General features: G+C 41.7%; 20 protein-coding genes. 6 read left to right on the plus strand and 14 right to left on the minus strand.

The features are described from left to right. Positions 1-12 precede the first annotated feature (12 nt). The 6 genes from atpH to ACFPIK_RS15955 form a co-directional block, all read right to left on the minus strand. The gene (atpH, locus tag ACFPIK_RS15930; RefSeq protein ID WP_377917041.1) at positions 13-573 is read right to left on the minus strand and encodes an ATP synthase F1 subunit delta; all 561 of its coding nucleotides are present in this window, start codon (positions 571-573) and stop codon (positions 13-15) included. 8 nt (positions 574-581) lie between these two features. Further along, positions 582-1,076 carry a F0F1 ATP synthase subunit B gene (locus ACFPIK_RS15935; protein ID WP_377917043.1) on the minus strand — a complete coding sequence of 165 codons (495 nt, stop codon included), beginning with the start codon at positions 1,074-1,076 and terminating at the stop codon, positions 582-584. A gap of 73 nt (positions 1,077-1,149) precedes the next feature. Then, a complete protein-coding gene (gene atpE, locus ACFPIK_RS15940; RefSeq protein WP_026955099.1) occupies positions 1,150-1,410 on the minus strand; it encodes an ATP synthase F0 subunit C in 261 nt (86 codons plus the stop codon). A gap of 38 nt (positions 1,411-1,448) precedes the next feature. Further along, positions 1,449-2,492 carry a F0F1 ATP synthase subunit A gene (gene atpB, locus ACFPIK_RS15945; protein ID WP_377917045.1) on the minus strand — a complete coding sequence of 348 codons (1,044 nt, stop codon included), beginning with the start codon at positions 2,490-2,492 and terminating at the stop codon, positions 1,449-1,451. A 19-nt stretch (positions 2,493-2,511) separates the two neighbouring features. Continuing rightward, on the minus strand, positions 2,512-2,895 hold the full coding sequence (locus ACFPIK_RS15950) for a hypothetical protein (protein WP_377917047.1): 384 nt from the start codon (positions 2,893-2,895) through the stop codon (positions 2,512-2,514). 52 nt (positions 2,896-2,947) lie between these two features. Next, positions 2,948-3,181, minus strand: a complete 234-nt coding sequence (locus ACFPIK_RS15955) for an AtpZ/AtpI family protein (protein WP_377917049.1) — start codon at positions 3,179-3,181, stop codon at positions 2,948-2,950. 121 nt (positions 3,182-3,302) lie between these two features. Here ACFPIK_RS15955 and porW point away from each other — a divergent pair, with 121 nt between their 5' ends. The 3 genes from porW to uvrC all read left to right on the plus strand — a co-directional run bounded on the left by porW (position 3,303) and on the right by uvrC (position 10,109). Then, complete coding sequence (gene porW / locus ACFPIK_RS15960) at positions 3,303-5,927, plus strand: type IX secretion system periplasmic lipoprotein PorW/SprE (protein WP_377917051.1); 2,625 nt, start codon at positions 3,303-3,305, stop codon at positions 5,925-5,927. A gap of 3 nt (positions 5,928-5,930) precedes the next feature. Beyond that, positions 5,931-8,234: a penicillin-binding protein 1A gene (locus tag ACFPIK_RS15965; RefSeq protein ID WP_377917053.1), complete on the plus strand. Its 2,304-nt coding sequence runs from the start codon at positions 5,931-5,933 to the stop codon at positions 8,232-8,234. A gap of 69 nt (positions 8,235-8,303) precedes the next feature. Next, positions 8,304-10,109, plus strand: coding sequence for an excinuclease ABC subunit UvrC (gene uvrC / locus ACFPIK_RS15970; protein ID WP_377917055.1), 1,806 nt, complete (start codon positions 8,304-8,306; stop codon positions 10,107-10,109). Positions 10,110-10,122: 13 nt separating this feature from the next. Here uvrC and porN read toward each other — a convergent pair whose 3' ends face one another. The 8 genes from porN to ACFPIK_RS16010 form a co-directional block, all read right to left on the minus strand. Next, positions 10,123-10,929 carry a type IX secretion system ring subunit PorN/GldN gene (porN, locus tag ACFPIK_RS15975; RefSeq protein ID WP_377917057.1) on the minus strand — a complete coding sequence of 269 codons (807 nt, stop codon included), beginning with the start codon at positions 10,927-10,929 and terminating at the stop codon, positions 10,123-10,125. 24 nt (positions 10,930-10,953) lie between these two features. Further along, the gene (gene porM, locus ACFPIK_RS15980) at positions 10,954-12,555 is read right to left on the minus strand and encodes a type IX secretion system motor protein PorM/GldM (RefSeq protein ID WP_377917059.1); all 1,602 of its coding nucleotides are present in this window, start codon (positions 12,553-12,555) and stop codon (positions 10,954-10,956) included. Between the two features lie 38 nt (positions 12,556-12,593). Then, positions 12,594-13,370 (minus strand): type IX secretion system motor protein PorL/GldL, encoded by a 777-nt coding sequence (gene porL / locus ACFPIK_RS15985; protein WP_377917061.1) that lies wholly within the window; start codon positions 13,368-13,370, stop codon positions 12,594-12,596. A 38-nt stretch (positions 13,371-13,408) separates the two neighbouring features. Then, positions 13,409-14,503, minus strand: coding sequence for a T9SS ring complex lipoprotein PorK/GldK (gene porK, locus ACFPIK_RS15990; RefSeq protein WP_377917063.1), 1,095 nt, complete (start codon positions 14,501-14,503; stop codon positions 13,409-13,411). Positions 14,504-14,674: 171 nt separating this feature from the next. Further along, positions 14,675-15,655 carry a PorP/SprF family type IX secretion system membrane protein gene (locus ACFPIK_RS15995; protein ID WP_377917065.1) on the minus strand — a complete coding sequence of 327 codons (981 nt, stop codon included), beginning with the start codon at positions 15,653-15,655 and terminating at the stop codon, positions 14,675-14,677. Positions 15,656-15,729: 74 nt separating this feature from the next. Next, positions 15,730-16,503 carry a uroporphyrinogen-III synthase gene (locus tag ACFPIK_RS16000; protein ID WP_377917067.1) on the minus strand — a complete coding sequence of 258 codons (774 nt, stop codon included), beginning with the start codon at positions 16,501-16,503 and terminating at the stop codon, positions 15,730-15,732. A gap of 32 nt (positions 16,504-16,535) precedes the next feature. Beyond that, complete coding sequence (locus ACFPIK_RS16005; protein ID WP_377917069.1) at positions 16,536-17,648, minus strand: DUF4271 domain-containing protein; 1,113 nt, start codon at positions 17,646-17,648, stop codon at positions 16,536-16,538. A 12-nt stretch (positions 17,649-17,660) separates the two neighbouring features. After that, the gene (locus ACFPIK_RS16010) at positions 17,661-19,352 is read right to left on the minus strand and encodes a BamA/TamA family outer membrane protein (RefSeq protein WP_377917071.1); all 1,692 of its coding nucleotides are present in this window, start codon (positions 19,350-19,352) and stop codon (positions 17,661-17,663) included. 46 nt (positions 19,353-19,398) lie between these two features. On the opposite strand from ACFPIK_RS16010, the gene hemW reads away from it, so the two are divergent. The 3 genes from hemW to ACFPIK_RS16025 all read left to right on the plus strand — a co-directional run bounded on the left by hemW (position 19,399) and on the right by ACFPIK_RS16025 (position 22,990). After that, a complete protein-coding gene (gene hemW, locus ACFPIK_RS16015) occupies positions 19,399-20,520 on the plus strand; it encodes a radical SAM family heme chaperone HemW (protein ID WP_377917073.1) in 1,122 nt (373 codons plus the stop codon). A 3-nt stretch (positions 20,521-20,523) separates the two neighbouring features. After that, the gene (locus ACFPIK_RS16020) at positions 20,524-20,835 is read left to right on the plus strand and encodes a DciA family protein (protein ID WP_377917075.1); all 312 of its coding nucleotides are present in this window, start codon (positions 20,524-20,526) and stop codon (positions 20,833-20,835) included. Between the two features lie 97 nt (positions 20,836-20,932). After that, positions 20,933-22,990, plus strand: coding sequence for a GAF domain-containing SpoIIE family protein phosphatase (locus ACFPIK_RS16025; protein ID WP_377917077.1), 2,058 nt, complete (start codon positions 20,933-20,935; stop codon positions 22,988-22,990). Positions 22,991-22,995 lie beyond the last annotated feature (5 nt).

Genomic DNA, 22,995 nt, shown 5'->3' on the forward strand with positions numbered 1-22,995 from the left:
TAGATATATTCGTTAAAACTGTTTTTCGTAATGATTTTGAGAAAACTGAACGCGAAGTGCTTTCAGTTTGCTGCTGATGGATTCGTCCAGCTGACGGTCATTGACCTTCAGGATAAAACCTCCGATCAGATCAGCATTGATTTTCTCTACCAACTGCACGGTTTTCATTCCGCTGATTTGCTTTACAACTTCTACCAATTGGGTGCGCTGTGCCCCTGTCAACGGAGAGGTGGTAGTGACTTCAGCCACTTGGATAGACTTGTACAGATTGTACTGTGCGACAAACTCCTTAGCAATGTCTACGAGGATATTCTCCCTGTTTTTGCGGGATACGATCTCAAAGAAGGGAATGGTGAGTGCACTGGATTTTTTTGCAAAAAGAGCCTTAAGGACTTTAAGCTTTTTATCTGAACTCAATACAGGATTGCTGAGTGCTAGCCCAAGTTCACGGTTTGCCTTGGCCATTGCAGCCAACGCGTTGAAATCTTCAAATACCTCCTCCAGTAGTCCTTTCTCTATGGACAGATCCAAAATAGATTTGGCATATCGGGATGCTACTCTATGATTTGACATGGAGGAGATTAGTTAAGCTTTAGGTCTTTGATAAACTCATCTACCAGCGCAGACTGTGCTTTGTCATCAGACAAGTTCTTTCTGAGCAATTTCTCCGTTACTTCCAGGGTAAGCATCGCCACCTGATTTTTCACCTCAGTCAAGGCAGCCTTCTTTTCAGTTTCGATGACAGCTTTGGCATTCTCGATCATGAGCGCACCTTGCTTACCGGCTTCAGTCTTAGCGTCTTCGATCATTTTGGCAGAAGCCTCTTGAGCTTTTCTCAAGATGGTATCTCTTTCGATTCGGGCATCTTGAAGGAGCTTTTCATTTTCAGCCTTCAATGTAGCCATCTCGTTTCTTGCTTTTTCGGCTGCTTTGAGGGCATTATCGATGCTTGCCTCACGCTCCGCCAAAGAGGCCAAGATTGGCTTCCAAGCAAACTTGATAAGGATAAACAACAGGGCTAAGAAGCCGAAAAGCTGCCAGAAAACCAGACCGGCACTAGGTATAATCAGATCCATGGTAGGGAGGATTAATTTCGTTTTTGTTCAAAAGGAAGGGATTGGCCTAGCGCCAATCCCCATTCATTTGTTCTTAGAAGGTAAGACCGCCTGCATTCAATGCAATAAGTAGACAAACTACTACTGCAAACAGGGAAACTACCTCGATCAAAGCTGCAATGATCAACATGGCAGTCTGAACCTTACCAGCAGCCTCAGGCTGACGAGCGATAGATTCCATTGCCTGGCCACCGATACGACCGATACCAAGACCTGCGCCAATCGCAACAATTCCTGCACCGATACCAGCACCCATAAGAGCCAATCCAGCAGACAACAAGATAGAAGTTAACATAAACGTTAGATTTATAAATTGAACAAAGAAATTTCTAATTAATGGTGATCGTCATGATGGTGCTCAGCCACGGCACCGCCAATGTACATCGCTGTAAACAGCGTGAACACATACGCCTGAATCGTGGCTACCAACAATTCGATCATATTGATAAAGGTCACCATCAGCGTGGATACCACCCCGATCGCGTAAGATTCGAAAATGAAGACTAGGGAAATGAAGGCCAAAATCACAATGTGACCTGCCGTGATCGCTACAAAGAGACGAACCATCAAGGCAAATGGCTTGGTAAACAACCCGATGAATTCCACCACCACGATGATCGGCAACAAGGCTACTGGCACACCCGGAGTGGCAAACACGTGCTTCCAGTAATCTTTATTGCCATTGACATTGACAATGATGAAAGTCAACATCGCCAAGGTGAAGGTCACCGCGATATTTCCGGTCAAGTTGGCTGCACCCGGAAGAAGACCGAGGAGGTTACCAATCCAGATAAAGAAGAAAAGTGTCAACAGATAGGGAACAAACTTCATGTACTTAGGACCGATTGCTTTGTGGGCAATCTCGTCTCTGACGAAAATCACAATCGGCTCGACCAAGGAGGCTGCGCCTTTCGGAGCTACTGCACCGTGCTTTTTGTAGTGACCTGCAGCAGATAGCGCCATATAGAGGACAAGTGCAATGACAATGAGCATCATTGCCACGTTTTTGGTCAGGGAGAAATCCAGGATAGCACCCCCGTCTACACGTCCTAGGTGCTCATGATCATCGATGTAGATTCCGTTGTGCGCGTATTCTTTGCCAAACTTGTGTGTCTCCGGATTTTGAAAATCAGAAGACTTGTAGAATTCCAAACCACGGTCTGCGGCATAGGTAATGACCGGCAAAGGAAGGGTAATGTGAGTATGGCCAATATTGAAAAAATGCCATTCATGCGAATCCTTGATGTGGTGCATGATAAAACCTGTCGGGTCTTCTTTACCTTCCTCAGTCTCAGCACCAGCCGCAAATGTTGCAACTGAAAAGTTCAGCAAAAATGCTGAAAGTAAAAGACTTAGAACCAGAAATTTGCGCGTCATCAACTCGTTTTTTTGAGGGCTACTTCGAAATCGGGCGCAAGTTAGAAATAAAGGTGTAGATATCAAAAGTCAGGTAGAACAAAAAAAGAATAAAGAAATTGGCGATAAACAAAATAATATTTTCCACGCCCATTACCACCAAAATGGCAATAAAGCCCAAGGAACTCAGAATCCGAATTACCATTCCGAGAAGTTTGATTTGGAGAAAATTTTCTGGAGACTTTTTGTAAAGCCACAAGGCAAATGCGCTGACCAAATAAGAAAGCCCGACAACAAAACCATAGATTCCCCAAATATTGGAGTGGATGATTTGGGGTAAAAAATTCTGGCAAACCAAGATAGTTCCTGCGATCAAAACGGACACAAGGAGGAACTTGACGTGGAAGTTGCTGAGCAATTTCATAAGCAGGTGGTTTTTGACTGATGCAAAAGTACCCCGTTTTTTTCAAAATGGTCTAACGGTCCTGTTGGATGCTCTTCCAAAGCTGATAAAAAGCCAAAACGATCGAGGCAAAGCAAAAGAGAAGCAACCAAACGGGGAATTTCATGGCACTTTTTCCCTGAATCCACCAGCCCAAGGCAGTCCCTCCTCCTATGACAGCAAAGAGTTGGAAGGAAAGCCCCATGTACTTTGCCCAAGAAGGAGCCTCATGTTGCGTTTGTTTTTTTTTCTTTTCTGAATAGGACATTCTCAAATATAAGCTGATCGAATCTTCGATCTTTGTCACTCTTCAAATAATCCCTTCGGTAATTCGTTCGGTAAGTACACTAAAAGCCCTATTTTGGTACCTTAATCTGTAAACATCAGAAATGAGAAAAAATGCAATCCTTTTTGGAATAGGATTCCTCATTTTTTTGGGGGCATGCTCCTCCGAGCGCAACACCTTTACCAACAGGGCTTTTCATAACCTAACGGCTCATTTTAATGCCTATTACCTGGCCGATGTTAAGATCAGGGAGGTTCAAAACCAGGTTGAGAACAATTACAAAGAGGACTACACCCAGGTCTTGCCTGTGTTTATTCCCATCGACTCCGCCACGATTCAACAAAATAAGGCGATGCTGGATTCGGCAAGAGAACTTTCCTCCAAAGCCATTGATTGGCACCGAATCTCCAAATGGGTCGATGACAGTTATTTTCTGATCGGAAAAATCGATTACCTACAAGCCCATGTAGATGACTCAAAAAATGCCTTCAGATACGTCAACAGTCAAAGCAAAGACAAGGACTTGAGGCATCAGGCGCTCATCAGCCTGCTGCGACTTTACATCGATCAGAAAACGTACGAAGACGCCAACTTTACCATTGACTACCTTTCCAAAGAAACAGAAATCAGCGAAGAAAATCGCTACGAGTTGTTTAAGACACTTGCCTACTACTACGAAAGCAGAGCGGATCAAAGTGGTGTGATTGGAGCATTAGACCGCGCCACTACTTATGCTAAAGACAAAAAGGAACTTTCCCGAATCCATTTTATACTTGCCCAACGCTATCAACGGGAAGGCTTGGATGCACTTGCCTATGATTACTATAAAAGATCATTGGAGGGCAATCCCCCTTATGAAAGAAGCTTTTATGCCACCCTGTACGCACAGCAAGTCGCAGAACTCAATGCATCTAAGGACCTGCGGAAGGTTAGAAACTATTACGAAGATCTCTACAAGGATCCCAAAAACAAAGATCTGAAAGATGTGGTGGTATATGAACAGGCACTTTTTGAAGAAAAACAGGGAGACATTCCACTCACATTGAAACTCCTACATCAAGCCGCCAAAGAGCCCGGCAGTAATCCTCGCCTCAAAGGGTACATCTACCAAAAACTGGCGGATCTCAATCTCAGCGAATTCAAGGACTACCGGGCTACCAAATATTACCTAGACAGTGCGCTGACGTTTATCAAAGAAGGAGATCCTATCGCTGCAAAGATCAACGATCAAAAGGCGACCTTGGATCAGTTTGTATTCCACGTTGAGCGATTGCAAAAAAATGACAGCTTGATTTTCCTCGCAGCATTGGGTGGAGAAGAGCAGCGAAAACGTGCAGAGGCATTTTTGGCTTCTGAAGAAGAGCGACTGATCAAGGAGGCCGCTTTGAAAAACCAACCCAAAAACACCAGCATTTTTGACAACCTCTTGGCATTTAGCGGAAAAACAAGCGGTTCAAGCTTTTACTTTGACAACTCAGCCGCCATGCAGCAGGGCACCATTGAATTTAGCCGCACTTGGGGAAATCGACCGCTTCAGGACAATTGGAGAAGGAGATCAGCACTGTTTCAGACTTCAGGTCAGACAAGCCCCCAAGCTTCCAAAATGGATTCGGCTTCGCAAAAAGAAGATGCAGCCCTTGCAGGTTTACCTTCGGTGGAAAGCTTGCTAAATGCGATCCCAAACACCCCTGAACAGCTTCAGGTTGCCAATTCAGAAATGGAAGAGTCCTATTTTGAATTGGGTAAGCTGTTGTACTTTGACCTGAAAGAAACCAAAATGAGCATCGACAACCTGGAGACGCTCATTCGTAACTATCCAAACACAAGCAAAAAGCCTGAAGCCTACTACATGCTTTACTTGGGTCAGAAGGAATTGAACGGTAATGCTGACTTCTATGCAAACAGGCTAAACAGAGAATTCCCAAGCTCGCCGTATACCTATTCTGTGAATAATCCCGATGCTGCTTCAGGTAATTTGGCCTACCTCGAATCTTCAAAAAGATACGAACAAGCCTATGATGCCTATTACCGCGGGGATTTTGAAGCGGCCAAGGGAATAATCCGATCAACGCTGGCCGAATTTCCACTGACCAGAAATACAGAGAAGCTACTCCTCCTCGATGCAATGGTCACCGGGAAACTAGATAGCAGAATAGCCTTCCGAACCAAATTGGAGGAGTTTATTCAAAACTCAAAAGAATTAGAGCTCACAGATTTGGCAAAAAAAATGCTTCAACCCCTACTTAGTCAGGAAGAGCTAGCGGCCTTGAAGGAAGAAAAATTCACTCAGCCTGACTCTAGTCAGCTTGAGACAGCACCGATAGCTGATGTGAAAAAAACAGAAGTGCCTGCCGATTCTCCTTATAAAGTCAATGAGTCGCAAACCCATATTTTTGTCATTGCTTTGACTCCCTCAGAAGTAGAAGCGGCCAAGAATTTGCTAGGAGATCTGGAGAATTTCCATGCGCAAGCTTTCAGCAATGCAAGACTTCGCACCGGAAACATGAACATGAACCAGGAAAATTCCATTTACATCATTAGCCCTTTCAGCAATTCGGAAAGAGCGCTTGAGTACTATAAGAAATTTTCTGAGGAGTTTAAATCGACTGGATTGTCTCAACAGGCTAAATCAAAGGCATTCTTCATCTCGATAGAGAATTTTCAAACGCTGAACAAAACCAAAAATCTGGAAGAATATCTCCTTTTCTTCAGGTCCCTTTATCTGTAACTTATGTCTAAAGCTGCCAAACCCACCATTACTTCCTGGGCCGGTAAAACTATCAAATACCTCTGGATCGCCTTTTTAGGAGGCTTAGTCCTATTTATTCTTTTTGTCTGGATGGTAAGCATCAATTTCTTGGGGCTGTTTGGATCCCTTCCTGACTTCAAAGCATTAGAAAATCCAGACAGCGAACTTGCTTCAGAGCTCTATTCTGCAGATGGATTGCTCTTGGGAACTTATGCACGTGAAAACAGGAGCCCTGTTACTTACGAAGAGCTTTCTCCGAATTTGGTGAATGCCTTGATCTCTACTGAAGACGAGCGTTTTGAAGATCATTCGGGCATTGACTTGCAGGCTATGATCCGCGTTTTCGTCAAATCTATTCTCCTGGGTCAAGATGCCGGCGGTGGATCTACATTGAGCCAGCAAACTGCAAAGAACTTGTTCAAAACCCGAACTGATGCAAGTCAGGGAATCCTAAGTTCCGTGCCAGGATTGCGCATGCTGATCATCAAGACCAAAGAGTGGATCGTAGCAACCCAATTGGAAAAAGCCTACACTAAAAATGAGATCCTGACACTTTACCTCAATACCTCAGAATTTGGCTCGAATGCCTACGGAATCAAAACGGCGGCAAGAACATTTTTCAATAAAACACCTGATACCTTGAACATACAGGAAGCAGCAGTGCTGGTTGGATTATTTAAAGCTCCAACTTACTACAGCCCTGTGTTCAATCCGGAAAATTCGCTAAGAAGACGAAACACCGTCCTTTACCAAATGGTCAAAAACGACAAGCTGACCGAAGAGGAGTTTGACTCCCTATCCAAGTTGCCAATCGAACTTGATTACCGGGTCCAAAATCAAAACCAGGGTTTAGCAACCTACTTCAGAGAAATTGTAAAAGCAGACCTGATCAAATGGACCAAAGAAACACTCAAATCCGACGGTTCTGCTTATGACCTTTTTGGAGATGGATTGAAAATCTATGTGACCATAGACAGCCGAATGCAGCGATATGCCGAGGAAGCCATGAAAGAGCACATGGCTGATCTTCAAAAGGCATTTTATAAAGAAATGGGTAACCGTGATCCATGGATAGATGAAAACTGGCAAGTCATACCCAACTTCATTGAAACCACTGTAAAGCGTACAGAAGCATATCGACTCCTCAAACAGCGATACGGAGAGAATACTGACTCCATTGACATGAAGCTCAACGAGAAGAAGAAAATGAGGATTTTTTCTTGGGAAGGAGAGAGAGACACACTCATGAGTACCATGGATTCGCTGCGTTATTACAAAAAATTCCTTCAAGCAGGATTTATGAGCATGGATCCTCACACAGGCCATATCAAAGCTTGGGTAGGTGGAATGGACCACAAGTATTTCAAATTTGACCATGTGAAGCAAGGAAAAAGACAACCTGGCTCTACATTCAAACCTTTTGTCTATGCTGCTGCAATCGAAAACGGCTACAGCCCTTGCTATTCGGTTATCGATCAGCCTGTAGAGGTCTATATCCCAGGCCAACCTGCATGGAGTCCATCCAATGCTGATGGAAAATTTTCATATGAAAAAATGACCATCAGAAAAGCCATGGCTCAGTCTGTAAACTCTGTAACGGCTTATATGATGAAAAAATTAAGCCCGAAAATTGTCATTGAGACTGCACGAAGGCTAGGAATTACAAGCGATTTGGAAGAGGTTCCTTCTTTGGCACTTGGGGTAAATGACGTTTCAATTTTTGAAATGGTGGGAGCATTCGGAACCTTCGTCAACAAAGGAGAACACACCACGCCTTATTACATCGACCGAATTGAAGACAAAAATGGGAACGTAATCCAGCAATTCACACCAAGAAAAAAACCGGCGATGAGTGAAGAGCATGCCTACCTGATGACTTACATGCTCCGAGGTGGTTTCGAAGAAGAAGATGGCACCAGTCAAGGCGTGCCCTGGACACTAAGAGAAGGAAATGAATTGGGAGGAAAAACCGGAACTACTCAGAATGCTTCCGATGGCTGGTACATGGGAATCAGCAAAGATCTCGTATCTGGCACTTGGGTCGGTGGCGATGACCGTGCGATCCACTTCCGTAGCTGGACAGCCGGGCAAGGATCAAGAACAGCAAGACCAATTTGGGTCAAATACATGGCAAAAGTCTATGCAGACCCAACTCTAGGTTATACCAAAGGGCCATTTCCAAGACCGGAAAGACCACTAAGTATCGAGATCAATTGCGACAAATACGAACAGGAAAGTCAACGGTTTGCAGATTTTGATTACGACGCAAAAAAGAATGACTTTTAATGATCAATCGATTATAATCCCAAGAATGAAAACAGCCCTAATCTGGGGCTGTTTTTTTAATTTCACCTCATGCAATCCTCCTCATTTCTTCCAGAAGATCACTTGACTCTGCCTGACCATCCAGGAGTCTACAAATATTTCAACGAAGAAAATGAACTCATCTATGTAGGTAAGGCCAAGAGTCTTAAAAAGCGTGTCAGCAGTTATTTCAACAAAAATACCGGAGTAAATCTCAAGACTAAGCGGATGGTCAAAGAAATCCGAAGAATTGAAATTACACTGGTAGATTCGGAATTGGATGCACTTTTGTTGGAAAATAATTTGATCAAAAAGATCCAACCTAGGTACAATATCCTTTTGAGGGATGATAAGACTTACCCTTACCTTTTGATTACCAAAGAGAATTTTCCCAGAATTTTTCCCACAAGAAAACTGATCCCAAAGCGGGGAACCTACTTTGGACCTTTTGCAAGCGTCAAAGCGATGAATAACGTACTTGACCTTATCCGGGAGTTATTCACCATTCGAACCTGCAATCTTGACTTATCCTATCTTAAAATCAATGAAGGGAAGTACAAAGTCTGCCTGGAATACCACATCGGAAATTGCCAAGGTCCATGTGTGGGAAATCAAATGGAATCTGCCTATTTAAAAGATCTTGAGCACGCTAAGCACATCCTCAAAGGCAATCTGGGTATAGCAAAAACTTATTTCAAACAGGAAATGCAGGCCTTTGCCGAAAACTTGGAGTTCGAAAAAGCCCAACGGATGAAAGATAAACTTGATCTTTTGGAAAAATACCAAGCCAAATCGCTGATCACCAATCCGAGCATTGCTAATCTTGATGTCTGCACACTTGTATCAGATGAGAAAACTGCCTATGTCAACTACATGCGAGTGAAAAACGGGGCCATGATCACTTCCAAAAATGTAGAGCTGAAAAAGCGCTTGGATGAAACAGAGGAGGAATTGTTAATTACTGTACTTGTCAGACTCCAAGATCAATTCCAAAGCGATGCAGAAGAAGTCCTAGTCAACATTGAGTTGGAAAACCCGATTGAAGGATTGAATTTGACTCTACCAAAGATTGGAGATAAAAAGAAACTTCTTGACCTATCGCTAAAAAATGCACTTTATTACAAAAAGGAAAAGGCTTTACTCATTGGTTTAAATCAGGACAAAAAGGACAGAGTGATCAAACAGCTTCAGCAAGATTTAAGCCTTCAGGAAGTTCCCGATCATATCGAATGTTTTGATAACTCAAATATTCAAGGTACCAATCCTGTTGCCAGCATGGTTTGCTTTTTAAGTGGTAAACCTGCGGTGAAAGAATATCGGCATTTTCATATCAAAACGGTAGAAGGTCCAAATGACTTTGCCAGCATGAAGGAAATCGTAGGGAGACGGTACAAAAGGCTTATTGAGGAAGGAAAACCCTTGCCAAAGTTGGTGGTGATAGATGGAGGAAAAGGCCAACTATCCTCAGCAGTAGAAGCTCTTCAAGAGTTGGGAATTTATGGCAAAATGCCAATTATCGGGATCGCCAAAAGATTGGAAGAAATCTATTTCCCTGGAGATTCCTACCCGATTCATATTGACAAAAAATCTGAAAGCTTAAAATTACTTCAGCGCATTCGAGACGAAGCACACCGATTTGCCATAACTTTTCACAGAAATGTAAGGAGTAAAAATGCATTTAAGAGCCAATTGATCGAAATAGCCGGGATCGGGGAAAGCACACTTGAGAAATTGCTCAAGCACTTTAAATCCGTTAAAAAAATTCAAAATGCCTCAGAGGAAGAGATAGTACAATTACTCGGCGCCTCTAAAGCTAAGATTTTGACAGAATGGATAGAAAAAAATAAAGGGGCCTAAGCCCCTTTTATATTTACCACTCCCAAAGGGAGTTTTCGAATTCTAATAATTTGTATTCAAAAGCTAGAGCATCAATGTATGCTTGCATCGCTGGATTAGCGTTATCTGCTTTAACCATATCAGCTATGAGCGCCTCATCTGGATTAGTAAACCTCCTAACCACGGATCTGAACAATCTGGATTCAAATGCCTCATCGTATGTTAAGCTCTTTGAAATATTTTGAAAATTGATCCATCTAGCTTCAGGATGATTTTTAAAGTAATTCACAAAGTCTTTATACCTGATATAGGCAACTGTTTTTTGTCCAGCATTAGCATTAGTCACTGAAGGCATAACCAATTCAATGAATTTAATGTCGAAAACCAGGTCAGAATGGTGACGATCAAATACAAAATCCTCCTTGAAATCTAGGTAGTAAAGTTGCTTTACGAAAATGGAGTCTCCATTTGCTGACAACCAGAAATTTTCCTGAAACTCAGATATAGAAAGAGGCTTTGTAAAATCTTCATCTGCGAAAACTTCAAGAGCATTTTCATCAACCACTGCTTTGTAGATATGATTTACGATTCCATTGGATTTATTATCCCCTGAACCATAAAGAGAAAGATTGTATTTTTCTCTAAGATCTATCCTTCTCCAAACAGAGATTTGATACATCTTGTCATCCTCACGAATACGCTTATTTGAATAAACTGTATCCATAGCGAATTGTCTATCTCCAAATCCAGAAGGATTTACAGAAGTTGCCACTTGAGCCTGAGCATTTAAGCTAAATGCTGCAAGAATAATCAAATAGACGTATTGGACAAATCTTTTCATATCTAGGTAGTTTAAGACCTCTTTTTACTTAATAGCAATTCGAAGAATCTCTCTTTGCTCAGAATTAATTTTATTTCCTCTAAAGTTAGTCCGAGTAACTTGAGTAACTCTTACTACGATGTCGTCACCAGGTTTTGCACTTTCTAAAAGAGAACGCATACCTGAACCAATTGGTACTGTAGCTCTTGGCACTTCACTTCTCAGCAAGATCAGTTCGCCTCCTGTTACTTCAAAGTTCGCATCCTTTGCCATAGTCCTGGCAAATGTTGGCTCTGCTTTGGCTACAATCTTCATTCCACTCAATACATTGATGGCCTGTGCCTGGCTCATATCCAGCTCGGCACCATTTGAGCCTACAGCACGAATGGTTGGTGCAGGTACCGGTTTGATATCAAATACGACATCACCGATTTTATTACCTCCACTGTTCACCCCGATGGTAACTTTACCTGAAGCTCCAGGGATGATGGTAACTTGACCTGGTCTGCTTCCTTTGATAGGTTGACCATTTGCCACATTAAATTCAGGAGAATACGTATTTCCTAAAGCAGGTACTTCGATCAAAAGCTCGTTAGCACAATCAGCATATAACTGCTGCACAACTTCAGAAGAAACTTTAATTACTGGTTGAGCAACAAAATATTCGTATTCAACAGGTAGAACTTTGTCTTCTCCCCCAACATTCGTTACGATCTGACCTTTAAGTACCTTCTTGGCGAGTCCTTTGTCGTCATATTGTCCTGCTGGAGTAGCAGTAAATTCGATTTTACCGAAACCTTTCTCATCTACTGGAACAGAGCGGCCATCAATGGACATGGTAGGAATAGCCGAAGAGGATGAGGATGCTATAAACATAGTACCTTCAAATTTGGTACCTGCAGCTACAACGTTAGAAACCGCAGAAATTTTAGCCTCAGTAATATCCGCTTTGAAATAAAACGAGCCGATCGTATTTGCAATTGTGGTTAATGACTCACTTTCAATGTTCAAAACTTCATTTTGAAATTGAGAAATCAACGCGATAACCGCACCCACTGGAGATTTAACAAAGTTCAAAGCAACAAAGCTTTTGTTTTTTGCCTCTCTATCGTTTGCAAAAAGCTCTATTTCAGAAGCATCTCTTGCAATAGGTCTAAATGTGAGATCAGTAATACCCAAACCTGAAAGAATGCCTTGGATTGTTTGAGGATATTCATTGAGTTTTTGCTTCAATTCTTCCCCTTTGCCATTATTGGCAAACATATTACCGGGTACTTCAGTGTTTTTTAGGGAAGCATTGACGAAATTACCCTCTTCATTTTTAGCATTTGACTGGGTTATCAACTCCTGCTTCAATGCTTCAAGGTAATCATATATTTCCTTAGTGGCTTCTCTTACTTTTTTTGCAGCTGCTACTTTTGGAACATCTTTCTCGTTATTCCCTTGCTGCTGTACTGTATATTCTATTGATCCAACTGTGGATTCATTCTTCAGAATATAATTTTTCGATGTCCGTTCCATCCCATCATTAAGAAGAACGAACTTTTGAAGGATCTGATTACTTACCTGCAAAGCCAGCAATGCTGTCAATACAAGGTACATCATTCCGATCATCCGTTGTCTAGGTGACTCTTTAGCTCCTGCCATCTTTTCTTATTATATCAACTTAGATGTGAGAGATCCGATTAACCTTTCATGGCAGAAAGCATTCCGCCATAGATTTTATTTAGAGAGCTTACATTTTGGTTCAACTTGGCCAGTTCATTTTTGAAGGCCTCTGTTTCTTTGCCCGCCTCTGTAATGCCTGCCATTGCTGCAGACATATTGCTGTAGAATTTATTCAAGGTCTTGACATGGCTGTTGGCATCCTGAAGTTCCATTTCATAAACTGCGTTTAATGCAGATAAATTCTTGGTGACTGTTTGGATTTGGGTGTGATAGGCTTTTGCATCAGTTGAAGCGGAAGACATTTCCGTAAGAGCAGCAGCAGTTTTGCCATAAGACACATTCATGTCTGCTAGAGTTTTGGCAGCAGATTTTACATTTGTGGCGTATTCATTAGTAGCAACAGCAGCATCAGATAGGTTACCCATTTTTTCAGCTGAAACTGCTAGATTTTGCATTCCTTTACCCAAGCTTTCGATCAATTCAGGACCTATTTTAGCCTTGGTAAGCATCTCGTCAAGTTTTGCAGAGACCTCATCACCTCCTTTAGATTTCTTAGCAGGCGCTCCGTCAGCAAGTTCAGGATAGATTTTACTCCAATCCATTTCTTCTTGTCTTGGCTCAAAAGCAGAAAGGAAGAAAATGATTGCTTCTGTAGTCAAACCCACACCAATCATGAGGTTTGCCCCTTGCCAATCTAGAATTTTGAACATCGCACCAAGAATTACGACAGCAGCACCAATACCGTAAATTTTGGGCATGACACTGGAATAAAAGAAGTTGCCTTTGCTAGCCATTTTTGTAATTTGAAATTAAAGGTTAAGGTTGTTTTGAATTATCTTTTGGTTCTTTTTGAAGTTTTTACGTCCATGGATCCAGATCTCCCAATGAAGGTCATCGCTGTTCTGAATCCGATATGAGCTTGAGCCACATCCTGATACTCGTAAGTACGAGTTGATGTCTCCAAGTAATGAGCAATATCTTTCCAACTACCGCCACGTACAATTTTTCTTGGCTCATTGGGATCATTATATACAGGATCTAAATCCCAAGTATCTACAGCTGCAGTCGCTTTGTAAGCATCCATCACCCACTCTGCAACGTTGCCTGACATATTAAATAATCCAAAACCATTTGGAGCAAATACATCAACAGGGGCGGAATAGGCAAAACCATCATCAATGTAGTTACCTCTTCCTGGTTTGAAGTTTGCCATCAAACAACCTCTTTTATTCTTTAAATACGGTCCCCCCCAAGGATATTTTGCAACATCCTTACCTCCTTTTGCAGCATATTCCCATTCTGCTTCTGTAGGAAGTCTGAAAGCTGGAACATCAAAATCGGATTCATCATTTGCTCTTAGATGGTAGGTTCTCCATTCGCAATATTTCTGGGCTTGATCCCAGGAAATACCTACCACCGGGTAATTATCAAAAGCTGGGTGGTCAAAATAAAATTCCATTAATGGATCTCCATAATGATATGAAAAGCTAGTTGACCAAACAGTTGTATCTGGTCTCAATTCGTCAAAATTAAAAGTCGGTGGATCCTTAAGTGTAGTAGGAGTACCTGTAGCCAATTCCCCACTCTTAACTGCTTCTAAAAACTGTCTATACTTGTTATTGGAAACCTCATATTTATCCATGAAGAACTCAGATATTGTAATCTGCTTATTCATGGAAGATTGGGTATAAGCAATATCCTCGTCAGATTGTCCCATCCAAAATGTTCCTGCCTTGACAGGGACCATGTCTATAGGTAAATTTTGTTGCCAGCTAGCTCGCTTGGCTACACCAGTCACCTCACCCCTTCTATTTGCCTTGTCACTGGCCGCCCCCTTTTTATTAAAAAGTCCACAACTTGGAAGCAAAGTCACTATTGCAAGGCCAACTGCCAATGGCACAACGTGGAGTTTCATTTTTTTATACATAAATGACGTTTTTAAATCATCAATTTTTTTAACCTATCTAAATCTTCCAAATACTTCGAAATTTAACGGATTAAGCCACAATTCTGCAAATAACCTGCCAATTTTAAACCTTTTTGTAAATCAACCGTAAGTGAGGCCTTTAGGTTTATTTTTAGTCTCATAATGAGGCATTTAAAACCTAAATCTTGGAGTCCTTTGAATAACTCTCTCTACTCCTCTGCTCATTTCTTGCAATGTATACCTGAGCATAAGTTCATGTGAAGTAGGAGATTTTGCTTCCAACCCACCCACTACTAAATCAAAGGCATATCCTAATTTCAATGAATTATCCTTTAAAAGACTATATCCAAGTATTAAGGAAATCGATTCCTCACCTCTATAGGCAAATCCTCCGTTTATCCGATTTTGGTGAGTAGCCATAACGCTGAAATTGTATGAAAAATTATTTATCCCGACAGATTTCAGTAAAAAACTCGGCTCAATTCGTAATTGGCCGATTGGCCTTACTCTATATCCAAAAAGAAAGTAATTGTGTGTTTTCAATTGGTTTGCATAAGAAGCATCTCCAAAATCAAATGAAGGCTGATTAAGGTGCTTTGAGCTCAGTCCCAAATAAAAATTTCTGTGATCCAATAATATCCCTGCTCCGAAATCCATGGCCATTTGACTTTCTTTCCCAGTAAACGGCAAATTCGGCTCGGGATTTACCACGATAAGTTCTGCATAATCCAAAGAGCTGGAAAACATACCTAGGTATCCACCTAGGCTAAGCGTGGCCCTATTTATTTTTTTCTGAAAACTGCCTTGAAAATTAATCTCTAGGTTATTGGTAGCACCTATATTGTCATTAACGATCGTCAAACCATATCCAATGTTCTTGGAATCCAGTCTTCCTTGAGCCGTAATTAGCTGGGTAATAGGTGCTCCAGTTGTTCCTGCTGCCGTGGTATAGTTAAGCCATTGGGACCGATGAAGTGCAGAAAACCTGAATCCAGATTCTCTGCCTACCATTGCAGGATTATAAAACGGCCCATTGAACATGTATTGGGTGAATTGGGCATCCTGTTGTGCATACACCAAACCTGAAAAACAAAGAAGGATCAGTGTTATTGATATTTTGGAAAAAAATTTGGCAATGCCCTGTCTGATCATTTTTCTATGGCGTAGACTTCCTTAAAGTTAATTAGAAAATTAAACTGAAAAACCACAGAAAATGATTCCTAGAATCATAAATTATTTGCTTTTTTTATATAGAGCTCAAGTGCGCCAGTCATACTTGGTGCATTCGGCATAGGGGCCTCAATATCCAATATCAAATCCATATCCCTAACAGCTTGAGCAGTAGTTGGGCCAAAAGCGGCTATTCGAGTGTTCCCCTGTTCAAAATCTGGAAAATTTTGCTTGAGGGATTTAATTCCCGAAGGACTGAAAAAAGCAAGAATATCATATTTCACATCTGCCAAATCAGAAAGATCAGCTGCAACTGTATGATAAATGATAGCCTCAGTGAAAGAAATACCGTGCTTCTCCATATACCCCGGAATATCATCTTTTCTGATATCAGAGCAGGGAAATAAGTACTTTTCGCTTTTATGCTTTTTAAAATAGTCGAATAAATCTTCAGCCGTCTTTTGGCCTACAAACAATTTTCGTTTTCGTATTACGATATATTTCTGAAGATAGTGGGCTGTCTGATCTGAGATACAGAAGTATTTCATCTCAGCCGGCATTTCAATTTTGAATTCCTTGCATATAGCGAAGAAATGGTCAATTGCATTTCTACTGGTGAAAATGATAGCGGTATGTTTGAGTATATCAATTTTCTGCTTCCTGAACTCCTTTGGGGGCACAGGTTCCACTTTAATAAATTGCCTAAAATCTATCTTCAACTTATACTTCTCGGCCAAAAGAAGGTACGGAGAGTTTGCGTCTGTAGGTTTGGGCTGGGAAACTAGGATACTCTTTACAGGCTTAAAGCGGTCTTTTGGAGCTGCACTCATGCTAGTATTTCCTTTTTTTTAGTTCGAAAACATCACTGAACTAGCACCATAATCCATTTAGACAGGATTAAAAAAGGTACTATTTCCGCGATGCAAAGGTAAGTAAATAAATGGTATTTCTTAAAACTCAACCTATTCATCATAATCATGAACAGGGCTGTTACACCAATGATGTAAAACCAGAAAAACGTCTGAATCAAAATCTCAAAAACGATTTGAAGCGATGAAAAATCATTGATCACGAAAAATAAAGACATCAAAATCACAACAGTAAATCCGAAAACAATCAACCGTAGTAGATAAAAAAAGTGGGCAAAGTCAGATTTACCCATATCAAATAAATAACTAATTACCCGGATACCAATAAATTTCAAAATAGTCAAAATCAAAATCGTGAAGGAAGATGTCACCCATAGCAACATGATCGATGGATAATCCCAACCAATCAAGCCTTCAATCCATTCCTTTTTGAAAATTATCATTCCTGTCACCAAGCATTGGGCCATCATGGTGGAAACGATAAATAGGTAAAAGAGAATATCAAATGAAAAGACCTTTTGCAAACTCCCACTTTCGGAGAAGTCCTCAGCGTTGATTACCGCCAGGGGCTGAAGGAGAACTCCTAATAAGTAAGGGTAGGCAATTTTATAAATCGCAAAAAGAAATAACGTAATGAACAAAGAAGTAAAATAAAAATCCTTCACGGGTTGCGGCAAAAACCGAGTTTTTATGACTTGGTCTACTTTTGCAAGTTCTACTCCCTTGCTAAAACCAACTTGGGCAACCTTGGAAAGAGTTAAAGGATAACTACCGAAGCTATTTCTAGGACCAATTACTGATACTTTGACCGAATCACTGCCAAACTCATCAGAGATCTGTCGCGATGAAATAGTAAATGCAGTATCTGATGGAAAAAGCCTCCACAATTTCCCGTCGATAAAGATGGTTGAGCCTTTAGGAACTTCAAATTGAAAATGGGATTCAGGAAACGAATGCAAATCAACAATTACATCTCTCTGTTCCATTCGCTCCCAAAATGCTACATCAGATTGATCAACCCAGTTTGCTTTATAATTCTCCAAAATCTGAGAAACACCAATGAATGGTAGGAGAAGGGTGCATATAAGGGCAAGCAGACGGATCATTATCAAATCAATTCAAAATCTGGCCAAATAACCAAAGTGAATTCTGGACTGGGAAATAGTCGCCGGCTGAAAAGCAGACTTGCCCATTCCAAACACAAAACTGAACAATCCTCCGTCAGTGTCCAAATTGATTCCTAATCCAAATGATCTAGGACGATCTATTTGCGGTGAAGTAAAAGGATTATTTATTACTCCAAAATCACCAAAAGCCATTAGATAGGACCCTTTCCCGAAAAACAATCTTTGCTCAAAATTGAGGAAGGCATAGCGATCAGCAAAAAAATACAGCTCATTAAATCCTCTGATTGACCTCAACCCGCCTAATCTTGAAAGCTCGTTTAAAAACAGGTTGTCATTTTTCAATACACCACTTTTCATTCTAATCCACATGCCCCAAACTGGGGTCAAATAGACATGCTTCTCTGCATGAAGTTTGGCTTGAAGTTGGGTAGATGATTTGTCAAATTTTTGATACACCTCTCCCGGAATCGCTGTATTCTCGACCAAATTCTTATTTCCTATAGAAAACTCTGCCTCTATTGTAGACCCTTTTCTGGGAAAAATCGGATCATCGAGCATGTTCCAAGCGGCACCTAATCCATAGCTGTTCCATCTGAAGTCCAAATAGGAAGGAAGCACTTCAGCTGATTCAAAGCCTCCAATCAAGTCCCCGGCTTGACGTCTGTTGAAAAACCGAATATTTCCAAACTCTGAAATAGAATAACCAAACTCAATACTCACTCCCCGGTTTACAAACGTAGTGTCTTGCTTCAGAAGCGAAAAATCAAGTTCAAAGCTCAGTGGAGAACCAAATAAATAAGATTCCTTAGCCGATAAATCCAGGTTTTGGGACTGGAAGTTTGGACGCTGCCAATGCAGAGAAATATCCCTCCCTTTGCCTCCCAAGTGATACAGTTGGAGATTGATATCTCCTGTGAGCAGCATTGAATTGGGCTGATTTTGATTGGGAATCAATCCCACCACGCCGTCAAATACATTTATCCGTCGATCCTTGAGCCTGAAATGCGGCGCAGCACTCTTTAACTGAAAACCTAAATATGGGATGGAGTCAAGCTGAAAATAAGGAGATCTGCGGATTCTTCTCACTCCACTTTCAAACTCCTTTTGGGAAAATGGCTTTCCCGGTACCAATCCTGAGTATAGCTGTAGATACTTTTGAGTCGTTCTACTTTCACCCGAGACCTTCAGGCTATCCCACAAGATCAAAGGGCCTTTATCCAATTCCAAAACGCCTGTCAGGTAGGTATCTTCAGTCTCTATGCTGTCTATCCTGACAGCGGCAAATGGAAAACCCTCATTTTCCATTGACTTTACCAAGGTCTCCATCCATGTATAAGGACCGGAATAATAAAGAGGTGGAGAACCCAGTTTTTTCCACCATTCCTCAGGTACATTGCCCTGCTTTATTGCTTTCCAACTATGCTGATTACCCGGTTGAAGTTGGAATGTGAGCGTATCCTTTTTTTCAATTTCCTCCCAATAATGCATCAAGTATCCGAGAGACCTAAACTCCACAGACACTGAATCCATTAGCTCCGCTGCTCCTCCACGTGAAGAAAATGTGCGAAACTGATGCGAAGTGCCCTGAGGGTTGTTCCAGTTTACCCTAAAAAAATCCTGAGCGGGGCAATGACCCACACCGACTATCAGAAAGGCAAAGAGGATCAAAAAACAGACTCGCAAGTGATGATGTTTTGATTAGTTATCTTCGCAAGATAATCGATTAAAAGTGGCAGGCATCTATATCCATATTCCATTTTGCAGGCAGGCTTGTCATTACTGCGACTTTCACTTTTCTACCAATCTCAAAGGAATGGAAGAAATGACTGAAGCCTTAATCAAGGAGCTGGAACTTAGAAAAGAATACCTGAAAGCAGAAGCTGTGGAAACGGTTTATTTTGGAGGTGGTACTCCTTCACTTCTTTCTGTCAACCAATTGGAATCAATCCTTGGAAAAATTGATCAGCTTTTCCCCGGGACAAAATCAGAGATCACGCTGGAAGCAAATCCTGACGACCTAGCGCAGGAGAAACTTTCAGGGTGGAAAAGCCTTGGAATAGATCGATTGAGCCTGGGTATTCAGAGCTTTCACGACCAAATACTTAAAGAATACCACCGAGCGCATACTGCAAAAGAAAGCCAACAAGCCATTGAGTTAGCCCGAAAGGCCGGATTTGAAAAATTCTCGATAGACTTGATCTATGGCTTTCCCCATGATGATCATAGCCTTTGGAAAAGTGATCTATCACAAGCTCTGAATCTTGATCCTGGGCATATCTCGGCTTATGCACTTACGGTAGAACCTAAAACGGTCCTTGGCAACTGGACCAAAAAAGGAAAATTCAAACCGGCAGATGAAGATTTTGTGGCTGAGCAATTTGAATGGCTGCAGGAGCAAACCGACCGCTTTGGATATGTGCAGTATGAAATTTCCAATTTTGGGAAGCCGGGGCAATTTGCCCTTCACAATACCAACTATTGGATGGGAAGTTCCTATTTGGGTATCGGTCCGAGTGCCCACTCCTTTGATGGTGTTGATCGGGGATTTAATCCTTCTTCAAATCCTGTTTATGTCAAAGCCATCTGCTCAGGTCAAATTCCCTTTGTCATCGAACCCTTAGAACCTGTTGACCAGATCAATGAAAAGATTCTGACCAGTCTTCGTACCATCTGGGGATTGAATATGGACCTAATCAAAGACCAATTTGATGTGGATATCCGAACAGAAAAAAAACAGGAAATTCTTTCCTTGGAAAAACAGGGATGGCTGATCACCCAAGGCAATACCCTATCTTTAAGTCGAAAAGGGCAACTGCTGGCAGACAGTATTGCATCAGAACTTTTCTTTTGATTCATGAAGTACGAACCCCACACAGGCAGAAAAAAAGAGGCTGCACCTCTAGAATCTGCTTTCAAAGAACTGCTCAAAGCCTATCGCCTTGAGGATAAATATCAAGAGAAGCTACTCATCAGCTCCTGGGGAGAGCTAGTGGGTAAAACCATCGCTGACCGAACTGGCAACATCTACATCCGCGACAAAAAACTATTTGTCACCATCACCTCCGGCCCGATCAAAAAAGAACTACAGCTGAGCAAATCCAAGTTATTGGTTTTGATAGAAGATAAAGTAGGAAAAGGCGTGGTGGAAGATTTGGTATTTATTTGAGGATTTTTTGATAATTTTTAACACTGACGGCTGATTTGAGCAGACATCGCCTGACTCAGGATTAGTCTACATTATTTATTATTGCGAAAGCAATTCGATGGTAAAGCTCCCCTCAATCCATATCGGCAAACTCAGCCTTCTACTAGCCATTTTGGTATGGCTATCTCTGTTGTTTGTGGATTTGGTGAGGATCTTTGGAATGATCAATGAGCTGGACTCCGGAATATCGGAAGAGATCACCTGGATTCTGGAAATCCTTTTCTTCTTTACCCTTTATGCATTTTACAACTATTCCATAGGCAAAATATCCCAAGGTGACTTTTTAAATCTCATCTGGAGAGGTGCCTCTACGGGATTGTTTGCTTCTGGAGTGGGACTGGTCATTGAATTATTTTATCTCTCTTTGGGAGAAAGCAAAATAGGTACGGAGCCTTTTCTTCAGAACTTTTTCTACCATGTCAATTTCGCCTGGACATCTATTTTCCTGATCTCCACTGCCCTGCTTTGGAAGCACCTGATTCTCTACCAAAAGAGCAAGCAAGTAGTCAAGCAATGGCAGGCATTCGAGTTTGCTATGCTCGTAGCTGCTTTCTTTGTCTTTTTCAATAAAAACAATTTTGACTACAGCTTCCTGTTTGGATTAGTCATCCTGCTCATCCTGTCTATTGTCCTGTCGGGCAATCTGAAATGGATTCCCTATTTGACATTTAAGGAAAAATGGAAGTCGCTCCTTTTCCTCTCCATCATCTTGCTGAGTGCAGGTTTTCTGTTCAGAAGACTTATTTCCTATGGGACGGATGATCGCTTGCAGATCAACCTGACTGACAATCTTTTCCTGATGGCCCTGTTTGGGTTTATTTTTATTTATGCCCTGTTCAGCTTTTTGGTGACCTTATTCAACCTACCCACCTCCTCAGTTTTTGAACAGAAATTGACCGAGGCGATTAATTTTCAGCGGCTAAGCCAGTCTATCCAACCCGAAGAGAACGAAGAACAAGTTTTGGACATCTTGATGGACTCCTGCATGAGCGCCTCTTATTCCGATGGGGCATGGCTAGAGCTCAACGAAGAGGAACACAGTCACCAAGAGCAAGTACGGTTCATGGATCTGGAGACCAAAAAAGAAATCGCAGAATGGATCAAAACCCAAAAAACGGCTGAAGTCTGGGCAATCGGAGAAAAGCCGGAACAGCTAAATCCTCTAAGTATCCGCTTGGAGCATCCCAAATTTGAATCTGCCTTGTTGGTTCCGTTGGTCATAAACAAGGCCGTAATCGGTCGGATGGTGCTGTGCAAAGAGGTCAAAGACGGCTTCAACAAAGAAATGGTGAATATCATCAGCACGTTTACCCGTCAGGCATGCATTGCGGTAGAAAACCACAGGCTGCTTAACCAGGCCATCCAAAACGAACGCTATCAGGAAGAACTGAAAATCGCCCAACGGGTCCAAAAAGCCCTCTTGCCTACGAGATTGGATCATCCCAAGTCTTTTGCCATTTGTGCATACTCCAATGCTGCTGATGAGGTGGGAGGAGATTATTATGACACATTCAAGCTGGATGAGTCTCGCTATGTCCTGATCATCGGTGACGTATCCGGCAAGGGCACCTCGGCGGCATTTCACATGTCGCAGATGAAGGGCATTTTCCACAGTCTGATCCAACTTGGTCTCTCTCCTGCAGAATTTATGATCAAGGCCAATTCTGCCTTGAGCAAATGCTTGGAAAGAAACCACTTTATAACAGCGTCAATTTTTATCATCGATCTCGAAAAAAAAGAAATCTGCCATTCCCGAGCGGGCCATGTACCCACCCTAGTCTACGCTGCCAAAGAGCAGAAATCTGAGTTTCTGATGTTTGATGGACTTGGTTTGGGAATTTTAAGAAACAACCTGTATGAAAATCACGTACAGGAAAAAACCTTCCGGTATGAACCCGGAGATATCTTGGTATTGATCACCGATGGGATAGTGGAAGCCAAAAACCAAAAAGGGCTTCAGTTTGGATTTGAGAGAGTAAAAAGCTTGGTAGAAATCAATCACACCAAAACTCCAAAAGAAATAGAGCAAGTATTGATCGATTCTCTTCACTCCTTTGTGGGGGGAGATGGTATGATCGATGATGATTACTCGTTGATGGTTGTAAAATTTGAATGAATACA

This window comes from Algoriphagus aquatilis (assembly GCF_042657405.1).
Lineage (GTDB): Bacteria > Bacteroidota > Bacteroidia > Cytophagales > Cyclobacteriaceae > Algoriphagus > Algoriphagus aquatilis.